Annotated in this window: 6 protein-coding genes; 1 reads left to right on the top strand and 5 read right to left on the bottom strand. The window is 49.7% G+C overall.

The features are described 5' to 3' along the window. Window positions 1-23 precede the first annotated feature (23 nt). The 3 genes from KTQ90_RS13675 to KTQ90_RS04780 are packed head-to-tail and all read right to left on the bottom strand — an operon-like array spanning window position 24 to window position 20,860. Window positions 24-19,130 (bottom strand): LPD38 domain-containing protein, encoded by a 19,107-nt coding sequence (locus KTQ90_RS13675; protein ID WP_254359358.1) that lies wholly within the window; start codon window positions 19,128-19,130, stop codon window positions 24-26. 18 nt (window positions 19,131-19,148) lie between these two features. After that, on the bottom strand, window positions 19,149-20,351 hold the full coding sequence (locus tag KTQ90_RS04775) for a hypothetical protein (RefSeq protein ID WP_217317388.1): 1,203 nt from the start codon (window positions 20,349-20,351) through the stop codon (window positions 19,149-19,151). 11 nt (window positions 20,352-20,362) lie between these two features. Then, on the bottom strand, window positions 20,363-20,860 hold the full coding sequence (locus KTQ90_RS04780; protein ID WP_217317389.1) for a hypothetical protein: 498 nt from the start codon (window positions 20,858-20,860) through the stop codon (window positions 20,363-20,365). Between the two features lie 107 nt (window positions 20,861-20,967). Between KTQ90_RS04780 and KTQ90_RS04785 the strand changes: the two genes are divergently transcribed. Continuing rightward, window positions 20,968-21,309: a hypothetical protein gene (locus KTQ90_RS04785; protein WP_217317390.1), complete on the top strand. Its 342-nt coding sequence runs from the start codon at window positions 20,968-20,970 to the stop codon at window positions 21,307-21,309. A 694-nt stretch (window positions 21,310-22,003) separates the two neighbouring features. On the opposite strand, the gene KTQ90_RS04790 is transcribed toward KTQ90_RS04785, so the two are convergent. Both KTQ90_RS04790 and KTQ90_RS04795 read right to left on the bottom strand, forming a co-directional pair. Beyond that, window positions 22,004-23,500, bottom strand: coding sequence for a site-specific integrase (locus KTQ90_RS04790; protein ID WP_217317391.1), 1,497 nt, complete (start codon window positions 23,498-23,500; stop codon window positions 22,004-22,006). A gap of 379 nt (window positions 23,501-23,879) precedes the next feature. Continuing rightward, a partial coding sequence (locus KTQ90_RS04795; protein ID WP_217317392.1) for a helix-turn-helix domain-containing protein occupies window positions 23,880-24,358 on the bottom strand: 479 nt, incomplete at its 5' end.

Raw genomic sequence — 24,358 nt, forward strand, 5'->3', positions numbered from 1 at the left:
TTGCACCGTCCTTTGTCGTTTAACTATTGTTGCTTACCATTTCGAATATTGTTCACAGCGTCAACAAGTTCTTTCTTCTTCTCGTTGAGTTCGGCTTCAAGCCCCTTGCGCTCCTCATCCGAGGCTGCGGCTTTCAACTCCTCGTTAATATCGTCAATGTCTCCCGAATAATCTTCGTACGTTTCCAATATGCGATACTCGGGCGAGTTGTTCAACCACGCTATCTTTTCCGCATAATCAAACACTCCGTCTGCCGTGTCGTTCTCATAATGGTTCAACCTCGTACGCAATTTCTCGCTTTCTTCCTTTATTCTGAAATACTCATTATTAACGGCTCTGTATTCTGTACGTTCGTCACCGTTTTTCACAAGTCTGTTCAGCAAGAGGAAACTGCGAGGATCATACTCTCGATCGCCAATGACGGTTTCACCCATTTTCGTGAGCCTATCAATGGTTGACGATACACCACCAAAGATGCCGTTCAGCAAATATTCCACCTGCGCAGGGTTGATGTCAATCTTGCCACTTGTGTAGGCATCACCACCGGTGGCCTCATTCAGTGCCTTTGACAACCCAACCAAGTATTTGTTGGCGCTCTTGTACGCCTTAGTCCATTCGGGCATATCCTTGTTGAAAGGAGTGTCCTTGTAGATTGGCATACCTGTCCAACTCTCATTGCCTATCACTTCGGCAATAGGTTTTATCGCACTCGGAACGAATGCCTTGAAACCACCGCTACCTTCCATAATGTCGATTGGCAACATCTGGCTAACTTGGCTTGCCATTTGGTGTGCGAGTTCCCCTGCAGTGTAATGTTCCTTACCGTTCATCGCGCTCACCATCAACTCGCCCATGCCGTACATTGCGCGATACTCAACTGGCAACGGCATGCTTATCCACGACTTGTCCATGCCGGGTAAACGGAACACCACATTGCTCCTGCGTACATATTCGGGTAGGTTGAAGTAGTCGTTCTTGTCATCCTTGTCGTCGTCTCCGTCACCACCGCCAATGCTCGCCATCAATGCACCAAGCAGGAACATTGCGGCGGCTCCTGCAATGGCTTTCTTCGGATGCCGTTTGAACTGCCGACCGAAATTAGTAGAACCTTGGAGGGCTGCGTTCCAGAACACATAAAAACTGCGACCAAGCCCTGAAGTAAATGCAGCTACATTACCTATTCCTGTTTGTCCGTTTGTCTTCCAAAACTTTGCGCCACTGCCTTTCTTGTTGAAGTTCACACTTATCTCCTTGGCATCGTACACGCTGCGGTCTATCGTGCGTCCCAACTGACGTGAGGTCATAAAGGCGGCAAAGCGTGCGCAATTCTCCACGGCACGGTTGTACTCGTCAAGACGCTCGCCTAACAAGTCCCAAGCCTTTCTGATTGGCATCTGTCCGTTGCTCTTCTTCAACTCACGCTTGATGTCATTCTTACGCTGTTCGATGTCACGGATGTTGGCATAACCTGTCTCACCACCATTCATCATGAACAGATGGAACATCTTCTCCGTTTCATCGTTCAAGTCGAGTGTACCATTGCGCAACTTGGCAAGAAGTACCTTCATCTTCGCTGGATTGACCTTTGCAACATTTTTGTGGAAACGCCAAGCATAGTTCGGACTTTCCTTTACCCACACCATAGTGTTGGCATACATCATGTCGCGCATAAAGTTCGAAACAACGAAGTCTGGGTTACGCGTGGTGTAAAATGCCGACAACTGACGATTTATGGTCTCACCTAATCGCATGATTGCACCTATTGCACCTGACACGTCATTGTCTGGGTTGGTCTGTCCGTTCAACGCCTGTGCAGCTCTCGGATTGCCGTTGATGGTGAGTATGATGTCGCGGCCGTTTCTCTTCACCAAAACTTGGTGCTGTCGAAGGTCACGGCTCTCCACAACGCGGTACGGAATAGCAGGATTGTCCTTCTGCTTTCTGAAGTGTGCAGGGTCGTTCTTCGCGGCTTGTTGCATCGCATATTCAAAGTCTCGCATCTTGCGCTCCACCTCAGCAGGACTGTCATCTTCCTCAATGCGTTCCGTCCCTTGCAGGTCGCCAGAGTTGATAGGTTGCCACTCGTCTGCAACGTCATTGTGCCATAGCCACAGGTCGCTCACGCTCACAAGGTCACTCGGATGGTTCAGCGCGAAATTCAAGAACTTCTGCTTCACCAAAGTATTACGGTTACCCTGCATTATCGCGCTTTCAGCCATAGCCTCCATATTGGCAAACGGGTCGTCAGCCTTACTCTTGCGTCCCTTGGCGGTCTTGATTGGAGCATTAAATGCGCTGTGCTTGTCCGTCAAGTATGCATACGCCTCATCGCTCGTCTTGTCGTCAAAGCCACGCAGAGGAATATAATTCCCATACATTCCGCTGATGTCGTCGTAGGTCGCCTTGTTAATAAGTCCGCTTTCGTAGGTTTTCTGCAATGTGGCTTTCGTTACGGCATTCACCTTGTCCCACAAGCCATCAACCCAATGGTCTCTTTCGTAGTCGGATACCATTTGTTGCGCCTCTGTTTCCGCATCAAGCACATTGTCCATTCCAGTCAAAGCGGTCAGTCCTGCATAGTCTCGTTCGCGATTTATCAAGTAAAGTTCTTCTTCACGATCTTGCATTCGCTGCTTTACGTCTTCAAAAGCATCAATCGCATCTTGGTCTAACGGATCATTGTCAACAGCCTGCTGAGCAGCAAGAACTTCTGCAAAGAACTCCGAGCGAGCGTCCTTCTCCGCAGCCCTCCGCGCCATTACCTCGTTACGCTCCAATCCGTGCTTGGCCATCATATAGTCTGTCAACTCAGCACGCTCGTCCGCTGTCTTGGCAAGTTTCGCCACCTCCTCAAGCATTGGCTTGAACAATGTCTGCGCAAATGCGGTACACTCTGCTTGGTTCACAGAAGAAAGGCGATTTTCACCAAGATAGGCATTCTCATACCCTGCCACATCCTCGATATATGTCTTGCCATTACCCTCTGCTTTGAGTATCGCGTCCATAGCCTCTTTCAGTCCGAGCATACTGTCTTGCAGTGCCTCTTGCATCTGGTACATTCCACGACTTACACGCTGCTCATATATGTCACGTGCCATCGCCTTGTTGTACTCCACACTGTCACCGTCGCGGAACATAATGCCCTCATCTGCAACATTTTCGTCAGAAACTTTGGGATTTACAAAATCTTTGACTACCTTTGTCGCAGTATCAAGGACTTGCTTGTCTATTTCCTGCTGAACCGGTTGTGACGCTGAGGAGAGATAAGCGAGTCCTTTTTCTTTATCTACCCACTTCAATGTCTTGTTATTTGCAATCGGCTCTACAATATTTTTGAACTCCCTGCCGTGGAACGAACGCACATCATTCACTTCGAGATATTCCGCACCCTGCTGTATCTGTCTCTTCAATTCAATAGCCACACACACATTTTTGCCATTGCGGTCTCTCATGTCTGTAAGCACACCAATTGTGTCCTCGCTACGTTGGAACACGAATATAGGCGAAGACAAGTGTTGCGGCATATTCATTATGGCAGATACATCTACTTCATGCTTCTTCTCTGAACCTTTCTTTATTACACGCTGACGCATAACAATAGGCAAGTTTGGGAGGAATGTACGCATTACTCCTTGTGGTCTGCCAAGATGCAGCATCTCATTCTTATCCATTTCGCCATTCTGATAGCGTGTAAGTTCATTGTTGAAACGCTCGTTAGCAGTCTGTTGTTCACGCTTACCATCACTGAACTTAGTATCACCGAAACCTGTCTTCCTGCGCATAACCTCAGTATCAGCGGCATCGAACACGGTAGGCTTACCACCATTCTTCTTACGCTTGTATGCCTCATGCAGAACAAACGCCCAGTCCTTATCACCCCACTTCCTCTTGCCGGGGATTTTCAATCCGTCCAACAATTTTTGTAGAGCCTTTTGGAGCATGGCTTTCAGTTTGCCCCAGAACGTAAGTTCTTCGGCACTCATCTTCTCGAAGCCTTTCTCACCGATACGTCCGGCAAGGTCGGCACCATATTCCTCTGTTGCATCACGCTTGAACTGCTCACGTTTCTTTCCGGCCTCGGCATGTGCTGCTGCCATATCTGCATAGTATGAAGCGTTGGCATCCTCACCATTGGCTACATGCTCCTTGCGTTTCTTCTCACGTATGCGGTCCACCTCGGCATCGTACATCTTCTGCGCCATGCGGTCAATGGTACCGCGTATCTCGTCCTTAGACACACGATAGAGTTCATCAAGGGCATTGTTCAGCTTAGCTTCATCAGGGAACAGCACGCGCAAACCATCGTGACCCACAACCTCATGCACAAACGTATTCTCAACGTCTGCCATGTTAGCATTGTTGGGAACAACAATAGTCACCTCGCCGGTCATAGGATTGAAGCTACCCTTCATTCTGCGCTGGCGCACGGAAGGTAATGCAGCCACTTCTTCCTCTGTACGGATGATGCGTACTGGAGTATGCAGACGTTCGGACAGTTCGGTCACTCTCTCGCTCATCGCACTTTCCATTGCTTCCTTCGGTTCGCCTACCCACTTGCCGGCCATCTTCGCATTGATGCGTGCTATGTCTTCGTTGCTGACGAATGGCGTGTGTCCTTCGCGTCCGGGAATAACATCGCGGCTCTCCCAGTTCTGTTTGTCGAGTGCAAGACTCTCCTCCGGTGTCAACTCCTTGCCGTCAAGTTCAAAGCGGTAACCCATCTTCTCCAACTCTCTGCGCACTTGTGGCACAAAGCGGTTGTAGTCACGGTGGGTCTTCAGCTCCTCACGCTTTCCCGGATGCTTCTTCCAGTACTCGTCAATGAGCTTAGCTTCCTCCTCACGGGTGAGCACCTTGTCTATCTTGCTCCAGCGTGAAAGATACAGCGTGCGGCCATTGTTCCACTGATGGGCACCGGTAGGCAACAGAGCATAGTCTGCGTGGAACGGCTCGTCTATCTCCGATTTCGGGATGAGGCTGCGTACCACAACAAGGTTAGGTCTCTTGTATGCCTCGCCAAACTGCGTGTTCAAAGGTGTTTCGATGGCATGGTCGTATGGGTCGTATGCTGCCCACAAGCCCTTGTCTTCGGGGTTCTTCTTCAGGAAGTACTGCAACTGTGCCTCCTTGGTCTTAGGCTTCACGAATTTCAAACCGTCATTGATCTGCAACTCTGTACTCTTTTTGCCGTCAACCATGATGTAGCCATTCTTGTTGAGCTCGTCCAGCTTGCGCTGCTGCTCCTCGGTGAGTTCTACCTTTGGAGGTGCAGAATAGTTCCAACGTCTGCCTTCCAATGTTCTGCGCTCGCCTGTCTCTGCATCGGTAAATGCCATAGGTGAACCCAGTGCATCATCCTCAAAGGCTTGCACATTACGGTAAACAGGAACCAACTCACTCTCTGGCAAAGACTCCAGCTCCATTGCCTTAGGGTCGTCAGCATCAAGCAGACGGAACTTGGTCTTGTCTTCTGCGCTCTCATCCTCATCGTCTACAACGACATCAGTAGCTGCGTCAACACTTGCGTCCATTTCGGCATACTTCTTCTCCTTTTCTGCCATTTCTACCTTCATGGCCTCGGAATATTCCTCAAACTGACGCTTGGCTTCTTCGAGTTCCTTTCCAAACTCAAACGGCTTACCTTCACGCTGCTTTAGTTGTTCTAACTCTGATTTGCCGTGCTGTACCATACGTGTAGCAATGTCGAACCGCTCGGCAAAGTCCCTACCTGTGATTACATTCTCGGTGATGTCTTCAACGGCATTGCGCAATAGCGACTGCTTTACAGGAACATTATTCAGACCAAGTTCAGGACATGAGTAGCTCATTCTACGATGTATCTCGGCAAACAGCAGTCCGCCATTGTTCACAGTCTCTCGCAACATCTCTGTCTTGACAACAAAGTCGTAACCTCCCAATGACAAAGTAAGAGCATTTGTCTGGACGTTATTGCCGGGGTTCTCTTTCATCGCCTTTACTGCATCGAGGATTTTCTTGTTGTGTTCCTTGATGAAGTCAGCCATGGCATCAACCGAAGCAAATTTCAGTTTGCCAACAGTTATCTCTGTGAACTTACCATCGGGGAATGCCTTTTGCACTGCAAGCAGCTGGGCGTTAGCTTCCTCTGCTCGTTGCTCTGCAGCCTTTATCTGTCCCTCCAACTTTGGCTTGGCATTGTGAATATAGGTTTGGTCGGCTTCCCACTGCTTTTTGCGGCTTTCGTACTTGCGCACATTCTTCTCCGCATTGTTTTTCAGCAGGGCGTATTCACTACCAGAGAGTTGAGCAACAGTGTCGCCGAACACATCTTCTTCCTCTTCAAGCACACGGTTATTCATGCTGTCCTGCATCAGTCGGTCACCCTCCATAACACTATCAGCAATCGCACCTTTGGTCTTCAATCGCTGATATGCAGTTACGTCAAGACTATCTTCCACACCAAAACGAAGCACACGGACTGGTTTATTCCATTGCTTGTGAAGATTGCCCTGTCGCAGGATGCGGCCGTTGCGTTGCGTGTAGTCCATCGGACGGTTTGGCGCATCAAGGTGTATAAGGGTATGCAGACGTTCCTGTATGTTTACACCAGTACCAAGGGTTGCAGTACTACCGAGAATAACACGCACCGCGCCTCGGTTAACCTTGTCGAAGATTTCCAACTTCTTCTTGATGGTCATGCCGGGCTTCATTACGATAACCTCGCTTTCGGGAACACCCTGCTGGATGAGTTTCTTCTTGATGTCCTCATACAGGTTGAAACCGCTGCGCTTATTCTGGTAGTGGTCGGCAAAGATGGCTACAGTACCCTTGTAGTCGTCAGTCTCTTTCAACGAACGCAAGGTTTGGCGTACGGCCTCGTTAGTCTTACTCCTCGGATCATCCTCTGCGTGCATTTCCACAAGTCGGGCATCAACAGCTGCTCCTTGAGCAATACCATACATAGTGAGAGGTATGCTGCTGTTTTCCTTCTTCTCCTTGCCGCTCATTTTGTCAAAGCGTTCAAGTTCTTCACGCACATATTTCATCACACTGCGAAGAGCGCGTGTCTGTGGTAGATAGATGTCCTGCGCCTTGCCGCCCTCCATTTCTGGTATCTTCTTCACAAGTTCCGTCTGGTCTTTGGTCAGCACGGTGTCTGCTACCCCTGACCATATACGAACCAATTCGGGCAGGTTCACATATCCGGCAAAGCGGTTCACTTCCTTGAACTTGCCGCTTGTGTTGAACTCTGGCATCTGCTGTATATTGCCGAAGTTGCGCACAAAGTCGTCAAAGTAGTAGATACCATATTCCTTCATGGTGTCCTTTGGCATGAGATAACGCATGAAAGTCCAAATCTCTGCTGCTGTATTACTGATAGGCGTACCAGTGGCGAAGATAACATTGCGACCATTATTCTTCTCCAATATGGCTTGAGTCTTCAAGTACACTCCTTGCGACTTCTTACTGTATGATGGGTCAACGCCTTTCACACCGCGCTGCATGGCTGTTGCAAAACCGAGGTGTTTGTATTCGTGCGCCTCGTCAATGAGCAGGGCATCAATTCCCATATCATCAAAGTTCTCCACATCATCCGTGCGGCGATCGAGCATTTCCTGCGCCTTGACAGCTGCGTTCTGCTTGGCAACGGCTTTCTTCTTTTCATTGTTGGCTGTGCGCTTCTTTGAGATACCTTCTGACAATGCTGCCATTTCTGCTTGGAGGTCGGCCAATTCCTTTTCAGCACGCCTTGTTATAGGGTCTCTGCCGCTGGAGTCTGCCTCACGCATCTGTTCAAGCACAAGCATCTTTTCGTCTATCTTGTCCTGCACAAACTGCATCTGACGCTCGTCACTGTCGGGGATAAACTCAAAGGTACTCTGAGGTACAACTATCATATCCCAATCGTTGTACTTGATTTTTGCATAGAAATTCTTTCTACCTTCCGCATTGCGGTCATTATCTTCAAGCGTAAGTATCTTGGCATTTGGATAGAGTTCCTTAGCTGAAGCTGCAAATTGTCCTACGGTGGCATTCTGTACCACGATCATAGGCTTGCGTGCCGTACCGAGTCTGCGCATCTCCATTGCGGTGGAGATAAGGGTGAATGTCTTGCCGGTACCAACCTCATGGGCAAGCAACAACGGCTGCATTGTACCTCGTACAATGGCCTTACCTTGGTGTGAGCGCATCTTGAACTTGTGTGTTGCGCCACCGAAATATTCAGGTACAAAGTCGTCAGGTATGCTCATAGGAACATAATTGTTGAAGCGGTCGTTATACTCTTGCTCCATGCGTGCTGACAAGTCCGCGTCACTCTGCATCTTTCCTCGCGCCCAGTCCTTGAAGTCCTGACGTATCTCGTCTATCTTGGCTGCACATGCTGCCGTAGCCTCACGGTCTGTGATGGCTTCCGTTGTGCCGTCATAATGCTTTTCCGTACGTGACACGATAATGCTTTTGTTCTGGATTGCGGCTGAAATGAGTTCATGGCCCATTATTGTTTTCTTAAGCATTTCACTCACAATACCCATTGCGCGGTTCTTCTCAACGTTCACACCATAGGTCGGGGCTTTCATAAACCATGTTCCACCAGCTGCTGTGAAATGCACGTCTATGTCGGTACGCTCTTTCACATACTCGTCATATAGTTTTGGGTCAAGCCATGACGAACCGAGCGTGAAGTCTATCAAGTGTGCAGGAATATTCATAGGAACCACATCATGCAATGCCTTGATATTCTTGCTGTATTCGCCATTCTCATTGTTGGCCTCAGCTTGTTTCAGCTTCTCTCTCACGTTACCGCTCAGATACTGGTATGACACTTCCATCTGTCGTGTCGTAGGGTCTTCAAAGCCGAGTCCGCTGTCAATGATTTCACGCTTCACTTCCGCCTCACTCTTTCCAAGCTGGCTTGCAATGTAAGGAACATCAATGCGTCCGTTCTTGAACATGCTCACCACAACACCGTCCTTGACATTCTCAGGGTGCGGCTCGCTTTCCTTTTCCACGACACGGCCTTTCATCACATCGGCCTTATCGTAGGTCTTGACAACGCCTCCCTTGCCGTCTCCTTGCTCCTTATATGTCTCCAATGAGAACACATTAGGATAGTCCACATCATTGCGCAACCATGCTAATTGGTTGTTTTTGTTGAAATGGCCGTAGGTATTGACAAATGCATCGTATGCCTTGTTGAGTTTGGCAATCAATGGTTTCAGTCCTGCATCACTCTCGTTCTCTGTCTGGTACTGCATAACATCGGCCAATGCACTTTTGATGGCAGCATAAGCAGTGAAACACTCCTGCTTGGTGTGTCCCTTTATCTTCTTATCGTTCACTTCAAGAGGATAGTAACCGCCAAAGCTGGCCAAAACAATCTGGTCGTCTTTCATATACATTTCACCAAGTTTCTTGCCGTCCGCTGACGCATCAAGCACAAGTGAAACATCGTGGTGATCTGTAGTGGTCGCTTTGCTGCTATCTTCTTCAGTGAACGATTTAACGAAATCAACCAGCATCTTGCCTTGGTCTTTGCCGCTTACCGGGTAGAGTCCCTTGCTCGTAGGTCTGAATGTATCACCTTCCTCAAAGGCAAAGCGCATTTCACCGGCCATGTGGTCTGGGTGCTCGATGAAATACTTGTTGTAGTCCATGGAGAGTTGTTTGGCCTTGCGTGCGCCCGGTTCTTCATATTCGGCCGTGCGCTCACCGCTGATGCTGCTCACGTCAATGGCTTGTGCCGACTTCTGACCATTCACTCGCTTGCGGATAACGATGATGTCCGACGTGACGGTTGTACCGCCAAAGGTCTTGTTATTCATGCGGAATGCTCCGATGAAGTCCGAACCTCCCTCGTTCACAACCCAGTCGCGCAAAGCCTTGCTGTTATCGAGCGTGCCGTTTGAAGAAATGAAGATACCCAATCCACCCTCACTCAACTTACGCACATTCTTGGCTATACAGAAGTCGTGGATATTGTGGAACTTCTTAGAAAGGTCACTGTCGCCTGTGGTGTCATTCACACGCAACCCGGTAACGAAAGGAACATTGGTAATAGCCAGATCCACACTGCCATTAGGTATGCGTGTCTGCTCAAAACCTTGTATCTCCACCTTGGCATCGGGATAGAGCAATGAGAGAATGCCGCCAGATGTGCCGTCTATCTCAATGGCGTGAATGTTACTGCGCTCGCTTACCGTTGTAGGCATCTGTCCCAAAATGTTGCCAATACCTGCAGAACCCTCCAAGATGTTGCCACCCTTGAAACCAAGCTGATTTGCAATGTCCCAAAGTGTATCAACAACGTATGCAGGGGTGTAGTAGGCACTGTTAGCACTCATAACGGCTTGCTCGTAGGCTTCTTCTCCAAGCAACTCACGTATTTTCTTGTTACGCTCACGCTGTTTCCAGTCATAACCTCCGTCGCTGAAAGCGGCTCCAAGACCACCCCAACCACTGAACTGTCTAAGCACACCCATCTGCTCGGGAGTGGCTGTCTCACCGCTCTCAAGTAATTCATGCGCCAACTCAATAGCCTTGATATTGGCCTCTATTCTGCCATTCACCGAAGTAGGGGCATGGTCTGCGCCACGCTCTGAATGGTTGTTGCGTGTGTTCTTCGGCTCGGTCAGTCCATGAAGTCCAGCGGACACAGCCCTATCTTTGCCAGTGCTTTGTCCTCCTCGTCCTCCGTCAGGTCTTCCACCTTCTTGTGCAGCTGTTTTGCGAGGGCTTCCTTGGCTTTCTCGTAGTCCTTGCTGTTGTCCACTATTGTCGGCTGGCACTGTTTCGGTGCGTACCGCTTCATCATTTCCTTGTAATCCATTGTCTGATGTATTATCAAACAGCCCGGCAAACAAATCACCTACAGGCTGCTCTGGTTTAACTTTCTTAGTTGCATTTTTCTTGGATGCAGGCTTTGGCTTGTCTGCTGGTTTCTCTGATGATGTTGGCTGAACGCCGCCATCCTTGGCACGTCTCGCCACCTCTGCCTTGATATGGGTGCCCATATCCTTGTCATCGCCATACTCCTTGTCGAGTTCAGACAATTTCTTGTCTGAAATTTTAGGGAGCAACGTGTTGAGGCTCTCGATCTTCGATTTCATCGAATGGTCAGTCATGCCCGGATTGAGAATGTCAACAACATGGAGCTGTATGGCAGTGTCTTCTGGCAATGCCGCAACGGCATCCTCGTTAATACCATCCTCGTAGAAGTCGCCAACGGCTTCATGCTTCGGCTCGGCTGACTCGCTTGGCTTATGGCGCAACTGGTCCGGATGAGCATTAACCCACATGACAGGAGCAAGGCCGGTGTCAATGCGGATGCCGCCCTCATCGTTCGGCTGCACTACAACTGCATCAGTCCATGTTCGGCCACCATCGGTTGAATACTGCACCTTGTCACCTGCTGCATACTCTCCTTCATTGGTCACGCCACTACCTATAAGATATTTGTAGGCTTCACGCTGCACCTGCTTCAGAAGGTCAGAATACGTAACATTGCTGTCAACGAAGACATTTCTACCGTAGCGGTCATTGCCGGTGCCTTCAGGATGGTCAACACGGAACATGATGTGAGTAACTTCAAGGTCGCTGCCTCCAAAGCCATCTACACCCTTGGCTGCTCTTGGCTCAACGCCTATTGTCAGATACAGCTCGCGTCCTTCTTCTAATGGCAGGTGTATAGACACATCACCTCCAATAGGTGAAATGTTGGAAACTGCAAGTGGCTTTTTCTTACGATTGCCTTTCTTATCCGTCTGCTTTGAGTGAGAAGCCTCATAGTGGCTAAGGTTCAAATCAGAAATCAACTGGCTTGCAAGGTTGGCTGCATCCTTGACGGCCTTCTTCTCGGCATTACGCATGTAGCCGTATGCCTCGTTGTAGTCCTTCTCCACCTCGTCAGCCTCATAGTAGCCAAGCAGGGCAAGCTGCTCATTTACCTTGTCGAGGGTTTCATCTACTCGCTCTGCTGCTCCGGTGAGGGCTTGCTCGTCGCTTGAAGTTTCTGCGAGAGCCGTTGCTTCGCTTGCAACAGACTTTGCTTCTGCTGCAACAGCATCTGTATTTGCTGCTGTCTGCTTTTCGGTTTCTTTTCGTTGCTCATTTCTTGTTGCCTTTAATTCATTGTTTGCTTTTTCTGCGGCCACTTGTGCCTTGCCTTCCTCAACTATCATGTTGGCTTGTGCCATTACGTCCTTGGTAGGCTTGTCGAAATTCTCCACGTCAAAGGCTTTCACCTCTTCGTATGGAGTGAGGGCATATTTGTCATAGCCGGGAACATACTCCAGTCCTCCATAGAAAGCCTTTAACCAAGGGCGTACCTTGTCGCCCAATGCCTTAACCATCATGGAGGCATAGTTGCCAAACGACTCATTGCCACGCTCAACCATGGCCATGGCCAGACGTTGACCGACTGACATGAGCTTCTGACGCTGCTCTACAGTCAGTTCGTCCGGATCACGGAACTTAAACCCGGCATCGCCCTCGTCGTCACCAATACCGAGAATATCACGAATGTCATTCATCAATCCGTTCATTTCCTCGTCACTGACCTCATACTTAGGCTTCTCCGGCTCTATTGGTTCTTCTGTTGGCACGCTCTCTACGCGGTTTGCAGGTTTCTTGCTTGCGGTCTTCTTACTTGTCGTTAGCTTCTTCGGCTCCACGGCATCGCGAAGTTCCTGCGCTGTCATTGGCTGGTTGTCTGCAACAGCTTCCTCATTACCAACCATTTCAGCGGCCTTGCGTGCGTCCTCTTCACTACGGAACATCCAGCCACCGCTCTCACGATCCTTCCAACCGCGTGCAGGGGCAAAGCGTCCCTCACCTGTCCGTTCTTTGGCAAACTCCTTGACGGCACGCTCTTGGTCGGCTGTCAAGTCATGGTCAAAGGTAAGGAGAGAAACATCGCTCGTCTTGCCCTTCTTATTGGTGTAGGTTGAAGGAGTGATGGAATAGCCGGTTTCTTCTGGTGTATTGATTTCCACAACGTCCTTCTTCACCGACGAGTACTCGCCAAAAGGCTTAGTCTTACGCTTGCTCGACTCTATCCACTTCTCGAAGTCTTCGAGGTTCACGCCGGTAATGTCAATTCTGCGGCCATTCTCCCAGCCCTGCTCGTAATTGGCAAGGTAGTCGCCCTTAGCCTCGTCTTGATCATTGAAGCCAAGCATAACCTTGTGCTCGTCAAAGCTGCCGTCGGGGTTGTACTGGTCAACAACGAACACCTTGCGTCCGTTCCAACCGTCAATATCATTGGAGAGGAACACGTCAATGTGGTCTCCGTCAACACCAACTGCGCCACGAATGTAGCCGTAAGTGTTGTTCATCTTGCTTTCCCATTGCTTGCCGTCAGCATCAGTGCCCTTACGCACGCTGCCCTGCGGCTGCTCAATGGTGATGTCGAACGTACCAACTTGCACATGCCCCTTCTTATAGTTGCCGGCTTCCTTCTGTGCTTCGGTGGGGTCGGTGTTCACTTCGGCTGAGGCTGCTTCAATCTTGGCAGACAACGGCTGCTCATTGCCGTCAATATAGTTGGCTACTTCGTAGAGGTCGCCAAACTGCTTGCCGTCAATCTCATAATAGGTTCCGGGATAATTCTTGCTCTTGTCAGGAGCATCAACCTTGATAACTTCCTTGCCATCAACGAACATACGGTGCTTGTAGATTTCTCCATATTCGCTTGGTTCCGTCCACTCGTCTTCTGTGTCGGTGATGCGCTCGCTCAGTTTTTCTTCGGCTTCCTTCGCCAATGCGTCGGCATCGGGTTCGTTACCCTTAACTGGTTCTTCACTGGCTACGACTGGCTGTTGAGGCTCTGCATCGCTCTCAGCAACAACCGTAGCTTGTTCGCTTGCCTCGTCTCCTCCAGCTGGCTCTGCAGCTTCTGCTCTCCGTTTGCGTTCTGCAACGGCTGCGTCGATGAGGGCTTGTTGTTCTTTTGGTGTAGCATTTCTGAAATATTCGATTACGTTTTTGAGAATTTCTTCCTTAGAGGTCACGTCACCGCTAAACATGTCTATCTGACCTGCAGCAGGTGATGCAGCCTCATTATTGTATGTAGAGAGAACCTTGCGCAAGTCGCTCGGTTTTCCGCTGTTCAGCAGGTCGGCAAGGAGCAACGTAACGCCATCGGTTACACGACTGTCTCCGTATTCGTCGTCAAACAGGCCCTGCTGTCTGCCGTAAGGAGATACCGGCATACCTTCCTTATAGATCTCGGGCGAGTCAGACTTGGCACGACTCACAAGATCAACGGCTGCTGCCAATTCCTTGCTAAGGTCATAGCCGCTCTTGGCAAGTGTGCGGTTGTTGGCAATCTCGTTCAAGCCCATAACAACAGACTGACGAAGTGTCGGTGTGCTGATAATCTGGCGCACGGCATCGGGCGAAGTCTGGAAGACCTTGCCTATAAGTGTGTTCTCGATAAGTTCCTTACCTGCTGCCGACAAAGCATTGCCAGTGCGAAGCTCTGGTAACTGCATTTCGTTAATAACTCCTGCATCCAACAACTGACTGATGGCAGAAGCCACTGATCTGTCGTCGGCATAGTAGTCAGACATGCGGTCAAAGCGGCTGATGTCATTGGTGATGCTTGTGAACACATTGTCAGGAACAATCTTGCCAAGTTTCACAGCGTGCTCAGGCTTGCTCTGCTTCTTCTGCTGTTCTGCGTTGAAGCGTGCAAACGTACTTGCATCGTATGGCAGTTCCTCATCTGGAACAAAGACAACGCGCGGATGTTGCATGCCGTCTATCTGCTCGGGAGTAAAACCGAACATGGCTCCAAACTCGCGCAAGTGGTCCACATACGCTTTGTCTGTGCCGTTCTTTGCTGCAATCTCGCCCGACATAGTGCGGTTGTTGCCCGAAAGCACAACGCCGTCCTTGCTGACAATGACTGGTGTCTGCAAAGCTCTGCTGTCGTAGCTGTCTGCCATATCCCTTACAATGCGCTGCGCGTCTTTGTCACGCTTGTAGTCGCGGTCATTCACGCTCTCACCATTCTCATCAACCGGGAAACCTTCAGTAGGCTCGTAGGCATTGTTCACGTCATGGCTGGCTGTGGCTGCTCCTGCCTCAGTGAGGACGTAGTGACCACGGATTGTAGAACCATCTGCAAGGGTGATAGCATTAGGATTGCCCTCAACCTTGGTGGCTCCGTCCCACTTTGCTTTTATCTTCGGGTTCACGGCATGAGTGCCGACGGCCTCTTGCTCGGCTGCTTTCTCAGCGGCAATGCGCTTGTCTTCCTCCAGACGTGCAACGGCTTCTGCGTGTAGCTTTTCCTCGCGAGCCTTGCGCTCAGCCTCCTGCTGCTCACGGATAGCACGCTTTCTGTCATTCATAAGGGAGTTGATGCGCGACCATGCGTTCAAGTTCTCTTCGGCTGCGGCTACTTGGGCGTTATAGTCTTCCATGGCGGTGTTGTAGTTGGCCTCTGCTTCCTGCTGCGCCTTTACCATTGCCATTGGTGAGCCTTTCAGAGAAGGAGTTTTCTTTGTAGGTTCCTTCTTCTTCAACGCTTCAAGTGCCTTAGTCGCCTGTTCTACTTGCGCTCTCACGATGGCAGTAGTATTTTCATCGTTGCCTCCGGTAACCTCGTTGAGAGCATCAAGGGCTGTCTCGCGGTCTGCCTTCTCAAACATAGGTTCACCGGTTTCCTCGTTGATGGGTACACGGGAGAGAGAGGTCTGCTGCATTTTGGCAGGTTCTTCCCACTCCACACCCTGCGCTTCAAGTTGATGCTGGGCAAGTTCATTGCCGCCACGCGCCATCTGTACAAGTTCTTCCGTTGTCGGAGTTGCAGGAGCAACTAAATCATGGTCAAGCGGTTCGGTACTATCTGATACCTCCTCAGTAGCAGCCGCATCTTCGGCATACTCTCTCGCCCATACTTGATTGCCGTCAGCATCATTGATGCTCTCGACATTGTTCTCAAACTCCTCGACAGGGATAACCTGCACACGCTTTCCGTTCAACGGCTCGTCCGTGCGTATCTCCACACCGTCATCGCTTATACCCTGCACCTCGCCATGAATGGTTGCGCCTTCACCATCTATAAACGTAAAGGTGTCGTTCACGCCATATTCTACGCCATCAGGCGTTTCCTGTACGTTTTCACCATCATTCTGTACACTTTCATCCGAATTTGGTACGTTTTCACCATTGGCTTGACGCTCCTGCTCGGCTTGCACGGTACGAGCCATATTGGTGGCATCCACACCACCTTGTATATCCTCCATGCTCATGGGCACGACATTCTGGCCGTCAACAGTCACGTTGACAGTTCCGTCCCCATTGTCAACAAGTCCCTGCTCGTTGGCAACAAGCGTCACTTGCGTCTGTTCTCCATTCTCGTCAGTCAACGTATAGGTGTCACCTTCATTGAAAGACACCACACCGTCCACGTTGTTTGCTGCGGTCTGTGACATTTCCTCAATGATAGCTTCCCTTGCTCTCGCTTTCTCCTCCTCGGGGTCTACGGCTGCGTCCAAGCCACGGATAAGGTCTGGCGGAATTACTTTCATCTCGCCAGTCTCAACATCACGGATAACAATCGTGTTGTCCGATTTTTCCCTATCAACGCCCTTTCCGTCATCGAACATCACCACATTGCCACTGACGATATAGACTTTCTTGTCCGTGCCGTCCTCGTTCTGCAACTTCAATGATGCAGGGTGTATCATTCCGTCATGGCGGTTCACACGGCTGTCTACTGTCGCATTGGTTTCCTCAATACGGCTGTCAATGTCGTCCTGCACACGCTGTACCATACCATCGTATGCCGACTTCGCGTTAGCATAATCAATGACAGACTGGAGCTTGTCCGTATTGCCCAACTGCTTCTGCTCCTCAATGTAGCGCAAAGGATCATCGCCAATAAGAGCGTCCACCTCGTCCACATTCTCAATGCCATGCTCCTTCGCCACCTGCTCACGTTTCATGTCAAGCAGGTTCTTCGCATCATTCATGGCCTGTGGTTCCGTGGTGTCGTAACCCTTTGAGTAGTTGTCATTCACGCTCTGCACCTCGGGACGCTGCTCCTCATCGTCACTGGCATTGTTCACCTGCGCAATGTTGTAGCCTCTCATCATCGTCAGATTGCGCACATAGTTCAATGCCGCTTTCTTTTCTTCGGGATGGAGGTCGGGATTGTTGATGATGCCTGTCACTACATCCGCCATCTTGCTGTTGTCCGTGTTGTCAATCTTGTCGTGCAGAGGTGCCCAGCGTTCTGCGGTCATTCGGAACGAGGCGAGGTTGTCGGCTTTGTCCGTGTTGTGCTTGTAGCGGTAGTACAGTGCCGTGTGATGACCATGCATCATCATCGGTACAGAGCCAAGCAGTGCGCCCATGGTAGCACACCCCAGCCAGATGTCCACATGGTTCTGCAAGTTCGTCATGTCGTCCCATGCGTCCCCGGCATGGCCAGTAAGCGCATCAAAAAGCGACCCCTCGTATTCCTCCAAAGCCTCACCGGGCAAACCATTATAACCGCCAGACTCAAGCAATCTACTATACTGCTTGTACCATTCCTTGTTGCCGATGTTTGTCATCGCACCCGACAACTTGCTCAGCCCTATCTTCTCCAAGCCTTTCTTCACCATGCCACCGACACCGGGAATGAACTCACCGAACATCTCCGAGCCGTTCTCGCGTGCTTGCTGACGCTCTGCTTCAGCAAAGGCAGGGAGTAGTCCCATAGCGTTCTCTACCATATAATTGCCATTGTCGTCCACACCGACCTTTCCCGAAGCCAGTGTACCCATCGTGGCGGCTGTTCTGCCTATGCCAGTTGTATTGCTGACGTATGCACCGGCCGTATGGGCACCTATCAGCACACCTGTCGCTTTCAGCGTCCTGCGCACCACGTTGTTCTTCCACAACTGGGCAGCTTCCTTGCCTGTCACTTTGGCTAAACCTTTGGCCATTCCCTTTGCAGTTCCTCGCATGATGCCCTTAGCCATGCTGCCAGCACCGGGATTGAGCATAAGGTCTTTCATGAAGTCAAGTGAATTTGCAGTCATACCACCAGCCCTTGCCCATGCACCATAATCTCCGCCATACATACCCTGCACGGCATTGTCCGTGGCAAAATTCTTCAGAACGGCCTCGGCTGTCTGCTCTTCTCTTGTCAGAGGCTTACCTGCCGCACGTTTTCTGTTGATGCTGTCAATATGCTTAGAGGCACGCGTCAGGGCGGTTGCGTCACGCATCTCACTCATACCATCAGTAAAGGTATAGCCGTTCAGTGCCGTTGTGCCGAGCGAATGCCAGAAACTGTTCATCTGGTTGTTCTTCTTGTCCTCCAACAACTGGATGGTCTGATGGTTCTTTCGGGCTGCGGCCATGAGTTGCAGGTACTCGTCATCGTTGTCATATTTCGACATACGAGCCTCCAGCTCACCAGCTGGACCTGCACCGGGTGTCATGGCTGCTGCCGACTCACGCATGAAGTCGTTGAAACGCTGGTTAGGGCGTTCATCAATCTCCTTCATGCGCTTTTTCATGGCCTCGTCCAATCTGTCACGCTCAGCATAAGCATCACGCAACTGACCACTTACGCTCATGCTATCCTTGTACGCGTCGATGGTATTCTGCTCCAAATCAGCCGCACCACGATCTGTGAATTCGTTGCCACTTTCCGTGATATAGGTCTGCTCCATCTTGCCCGACTTGGGGTTGTACTGTGGTTTCTTGGCTACGACCTTGGTATTTTGTCCCAAGCGCACACCACTGTTCTTATCTCCAATGGTGACGCGCGGCACTCTCAGCCCAGCGTTGGCTCTTGCATAGTCCATGCGGTTCTGCGTACGCTGGATCGAGGCATTTGTCTCGGCCATCATGTTGCCTACATTTGCCAGCACCTTCTGGCGGTAAGCCTCAGTGATGGGCGTTCCCTTGGGTTTGGCTGGAGTTGACTTTGCAGGAGCAGGTGCCACCTGCATCTTCTTCATGAACTCCTCATACGAGGAGCCAATCCGCGCACCATTTGCAGAAAGCAAGTCATACACCTTCTTGCGGTTCTCGTAATGGTCATTCCCCGTGAACCCCTTCAGGAAAGTTTTATAGTCCTGCTTATACCCACCCTGTTGCAGGGTAGCATACACTTTTTTGAGTTTACTATTGTCTAATGGCATAATGATTTCTGTTTTGCGTTATATTGTCAGTCCTGAAGCCCAATTGCCTCCTCGCTTGCCACCACTCGGCTTTGCAGCTGGTTTCGCCGGTGGCTTCGTTGCCGCAGGCTTCTTCCTAATTCCGGGGTAGAACACCTTCTTTGATGTGGTCTTCTTGGTCTTCTTCTTGCCCGTAACTTTGCCACGACGCAACACATCGCTGTCTGTGCTGTCCGTAGTGTTCACAGTTACACTGTCAAGTGTTCCATGCTGGCGAGCCTTGGTAATAGCTTCGTTTTCGGTCTTGGCATAATGCATGTTTCCGTTCTCGTCCCACCACTGGAAACGTCCCCGGGTATTGGTTTTGTGCTCATTTGCTGAAGCGTAATGGTCTGCAGCTGAAGCATGGCTTGCTTCGGCCGATGCCGCCGCTGCCTTGCCTCGGTTTCTCTCCGTGTTTACCTTTTCCTTATAGAGGTCTGGAGCATTTTCCGCTTCTGCCTCAGCGGTAATAGCCTCCTGCTCGGCTTTAGTGGCCTTACCAGCTTGCTCACGCTGCTTGTCGGGCTGCAATGCCGCAAGCCATCCGTGCTCCTCTTGCTCACGCTGTGCCTTCTCCCTTGCCAATCTCAGTGCCTCCTGCTGTGCTTCCATTTCTCGCAAGGTCTTGGCACGCTCATTCTGTGCGTCACCGATTTTGAGTGAATACTGGAGGTATTTGTCCGCGTTGGCTTGTCGTTCAGCTTTCAGCTTCTCCAGTTTCTCCTGCAATGGCGTGAGCTGGCTTGCCTCCTTGTGGTCATACATGTTAGGAGCACCGCGAGTAGTGAAGAAAAGGTTGCTCAACGCTTGCAGACCGTCGCTGACAGCTGAAACAATCTTCGCTGACTTCTCCCTACGTTCTCTCTTCTTGCGTTCCTCCTCAGTTTCCGGCTTCACGCGGTTAGCGGCTTCCTGCAAGGCTGCTATCTGCTGATCGTAGCCCATCGTGTCGTTGTGTGGCGACACACCGGCTGGCTTGTCGGCAGGTGGTGCCACATCTGTCTTTGGTGGTTCTTTCGACTCCGACGGCTCCGGTGCATTGCCTCCGCTGTTCTGCTCAGTCCATGCCTCCGTCCCTTTCGGTGCTGGCTCTGGCTGTGCAGGCTGCTCGGCCCAGTCAAGCGAACCTTTAGGTGGGGTATATCCACCATCATTGCCCTGCTCGTACTGTTCCTGCTGTTCTTCTGTCCAATTGCTCATGTCAAATGTTTTTAGAAGGCTCCAGCAATCCCTGCACCTGCTTTGGCAACGCCCTGCACGGCTTGACTGATGGCTTGTGCCTTGTTAATCTCCAAATTGTTCAACGCTTCGTTGATCTGCGAGTCGCGCTGCTGATAGGTCTGCTCAATCTGGTCTTTGCGATTCTCCGCATTGACAGCTATCTGCGACGTTGCATCGGCCAATGCTTGTGCGTTCGCGGCCTTGGCTGCTGCTGTGCTCTCGTCAGTACCACCCATCACGGCTTGGGCACCTGCCGCCTGTCGGTTGCGGTTCCTGATGCTCTCCTCCGTCTGGGTGAGTATGCGCTGAGCGTCCGCCCTCTGCGTCGCATCCTCGTTATAACGACGGTCATACCAGTTCTGGTTGGCCTCCTTCTGTGCTTGGAGGTTCTTCTTCACTCGTCTCATCGCCTTGCTTGCGCTGATGCCGCCAAAGATGCTGCCGGCTGCTCCGAGTGCGCCTCCTGCTATGCTACCAATTAGTCCCATATCGTTTTATGTTTCAAAAGTTATAATTCGTGCGCTAAATTAGTAATGTATCTTTGCTCAGTACTTTTAACTTTTGCGCCAACGGCGCAACACAAAACATATTCAATATGAAGGGAATGAAGACCGGTGGCAGGAAAAAGGGCACACCAAACAAGGAGAACCCGATTAAAGGGTTCATCAAAACACATTCCTTGGCATACTTCGAACCCAAGGAAATAGTTGGCGACGACGGTAAGAAGCGCACAATGTCAGACTTCGATTGCGACATGATGATGCTTGCGCCTGACGATCGCGTAAACGCAGAGCTGCGCTTGCTGGAGTTCCATACGCCAAAGATGAAGGCTATCGACGTTGACATGAACGCACACGTCAGCGTACGCACAATCGAAGACAAGCTGCGCGTCCTTTGTGGCGAGGAAGAAGATGATGACGACGACGAGGACGATTAAGCCAGTCTCTATTTCATCTACTTTTAGACCGACTCATTTTGTTTACTCATAGTTTTTTAGGCTTCGACCTGTCCGTGAGGATGGGTCGTTTTTTATTCCCAAACTCTTCAACAAAAACCCCTATGGGGTTATTTCAGAAACCCCTAAGGGGTTATTAAAAACGCAAAACAAAAACCCCTATGGGGTTATTTATAAAACCCCTTACCCGTTTTTGAAACTGCATGAAAATCAACCGTAAATAAACCCCTCGACAACTACATAATTTTTCAAGTAATCATCGACTTAAAACAGAAAACTCCACTGAAACGAATTGTAAAGAACATGCTTAAACCCTAATGAACTATGACAAAAAGCGAAAAACATAAAATGCCGTTATTCGTTGATATTTAAGACGTTACAGCGAATAAAAACCCCTATGGGGTTATTTTAGAAACCCCTAAGGGGTTTTTCAAAAGAAGAAAACTCGAAACAAATAATATCCCCTATGGGGTTTTCCTCGCGCGCGCGTATAGATATAACGAATGTTATATAAACATAAAGGATAAAGGAATATAGATATATATTATACTCCTTACGTCGTATAATACGACAACAACGACGACAAAAAGACTTCGAGTTTGAAGTTCTTTTTTTACTTTCTGAGATACTACAAAATGAAAATGTCCGACCTTGCAATTGCAAAGCCGGACAAAAATTAAAAGCCCTTACCTTTGGTGCGTTCATACACCGCCTCACGTTCCGTGTCAACGTTTTTAATTCTGAATTGAACTGCACATCTTTCCGGGATGCTGTCCGGCAGCTTCGCCGCCAGCCGTGATATTATCTCGTCAATGTTGCTGAAGCCAATGTCGCTCACCTCGGCCAGAACCTCACCACGGAAGTAGGCCCGGGCATAAATCATGTACTTCGGTGCTATGCGGAACAAAGCGTCCTTCCGTTCGTCAACGTCTCGCGCCATTCCCTGCTTGCTCCTGCGTGTGCTGAAGAAGATGAAGTCAATCACTTTAGCGTTGAGATCCCACGCCGGTGTGAAGTCCAACTTGATATAACCTCGTGTGATGGTGCGCCCATGAGAGTGGTTCATGGCAAATGCAACCTCGTCAATGGATGCTTTGCAGTCGTTCTGCGCCACTGTTCCCCATGTGTGCCGGAACGTGTATGCCTTGTACTGCTTCGCTTTCGGGATGCCCATACTCTCACAAACCATCTTGATGCCTTTGTTCACACAAGCACAGAAAGAGTCACTGTCACAAAACCTTTCATGGAAGTTGAAGAAGTACTTGTCGTTTGGATCGTGCGATTTGTACTTCTCCACCAATGGCTGGATAACCGGCTCCACGCGCATCTCGATATACGCATCATCCGTGCGTACCTTCTTCGTCTTCGCCCTGTTGTAGCATAATATTCCGTTGTGATAGCCGTCCCTTGGCATTTCGAACAGGTCAACCGTGTTGATACCTGCAAGGCAAAGTATCATCTTGGCCACGTCACGCCCAATCTCTGGCACCGGGTCAATGAACTTCGTTTCCGGCAATGGTGCAGCAAAGAACAGTCGGCATTCCTCCGGGCTGATGGCAATCTTTGTCGAGCGGTCCGCCTGTGGTATCTTCACCTTGCCCCAAGGGTTCGTCCTGATACGGATGATGCCGTTGTCATAGTCGTTGTATTCCTTGATGGCAGCTCTGAACACTTGCCTTATGCACACAGGGTACATTTCCTTTGCCCTGTGCGTCTGCTCCAACGTAGCTATCCATCGGTTCACGAATGTCGATGTCAGCTGTCCGAACATAAGCCTGTTGGTACCTGCAAACCTCTCCATGTGCTGCAACGCCAGTTTGTAGTTCTTGGCGTTCCGCACCTGTCCGTTGTCAATCATACGGTCTATGTGAAGTGCAGCATAGTCAGAGAAGCACAAGTCCTCGTCCTCCTTGGTCACATACTCGATTATCTGCCTGACCGTCCACCTTGTGCAGTCCACCCTGTTAAGCAGCTCACTAAACCTCAATATGCGCATTGCGCAATATTCCGTCACAAATGGGTCGGTAATATTCCCTTCTCGATCAAGCTGTTTCTTGGTAACAACCTTGTCTGTCTTGATGTAGCCGGGTTTGCGGTTCTGCATCACCCGGATGTACACTTGGTAGAAGCCGTCCTTTCGTGGCGTTCTTACCGTTGCTTTGAATAGAGCCATAATTTCAATTCTATTTTGTTGTTCATCAAAAATCGTTTGTAAGCACTTGTAAGCACGACCACCAAAGTTTGTGTCAGTTTTTGTAAGCAAAGCCTACAAATTCTGCATGATTAGTGTGCAGAACGTGCAGACCCACCAAAAACAATTTAGGCGGCAAGCCTCTTTATTATCAGAGACTTACCGCCTAACTCGTTAGTTACGAGGGCTTATCTTATTATTCCTCTACAGCAGCCTGCGCAGCAGCAAAAAATCCTTTGTAAATGGGAGATGCGTGAAGTTATTGGAAACATATGTAAAACATTTCCATATATATTTATAGTATATTACTTTTTCTTATTACCTTTAGTGAAATCATGATAGATGATTTTACACTCATGTTTTACTCGTTCGCTGCTTGACGCAAAGTATTAGACGAACCGTTTGTTGAAAGGCTGTCGAGAAGGAAACGGTAGGCTTCCTTCATTGCTGTCAACTGACCTTGCAAATACTGAACCTTTTGGCTAAGGTCTTCGGTTGCCATTTGGTCATCTTCGGTTGACTCCTGTTTGGTAACAGGAGCATACTTTGTCTCGCCATAGAAGAAATCCATCTTTACGCCAAGTACATCACAGATACTCTCCAATGTGCCAGTTTTTATATCCTGTGCCTTTATTATTTGGCTGAAATTAGGTTGTGTCATTCCTAATTTGGCGGCAATGTCTTTCAACATATAGCCCTTACCGATTAAGATTTTCTTTAATTCAAGTCCATCCATACCCTTATTTATGTTAATGTTTCTTATATATTTAAGTGTTTTATTATGTGCAATTAATAATTTTATTATCTTTGCACACGAAAGTTTAAGGATATTCTTTCGAA

Origin of the sequence: Leyella stercorea, from assembly GCF_019052365.1 — a bacterium.
Classification (GTDB): Bacteria; Bacteroidota; Bacteroidia; order Bacteroidales; family Bacteroidaceae; genus Prevotella.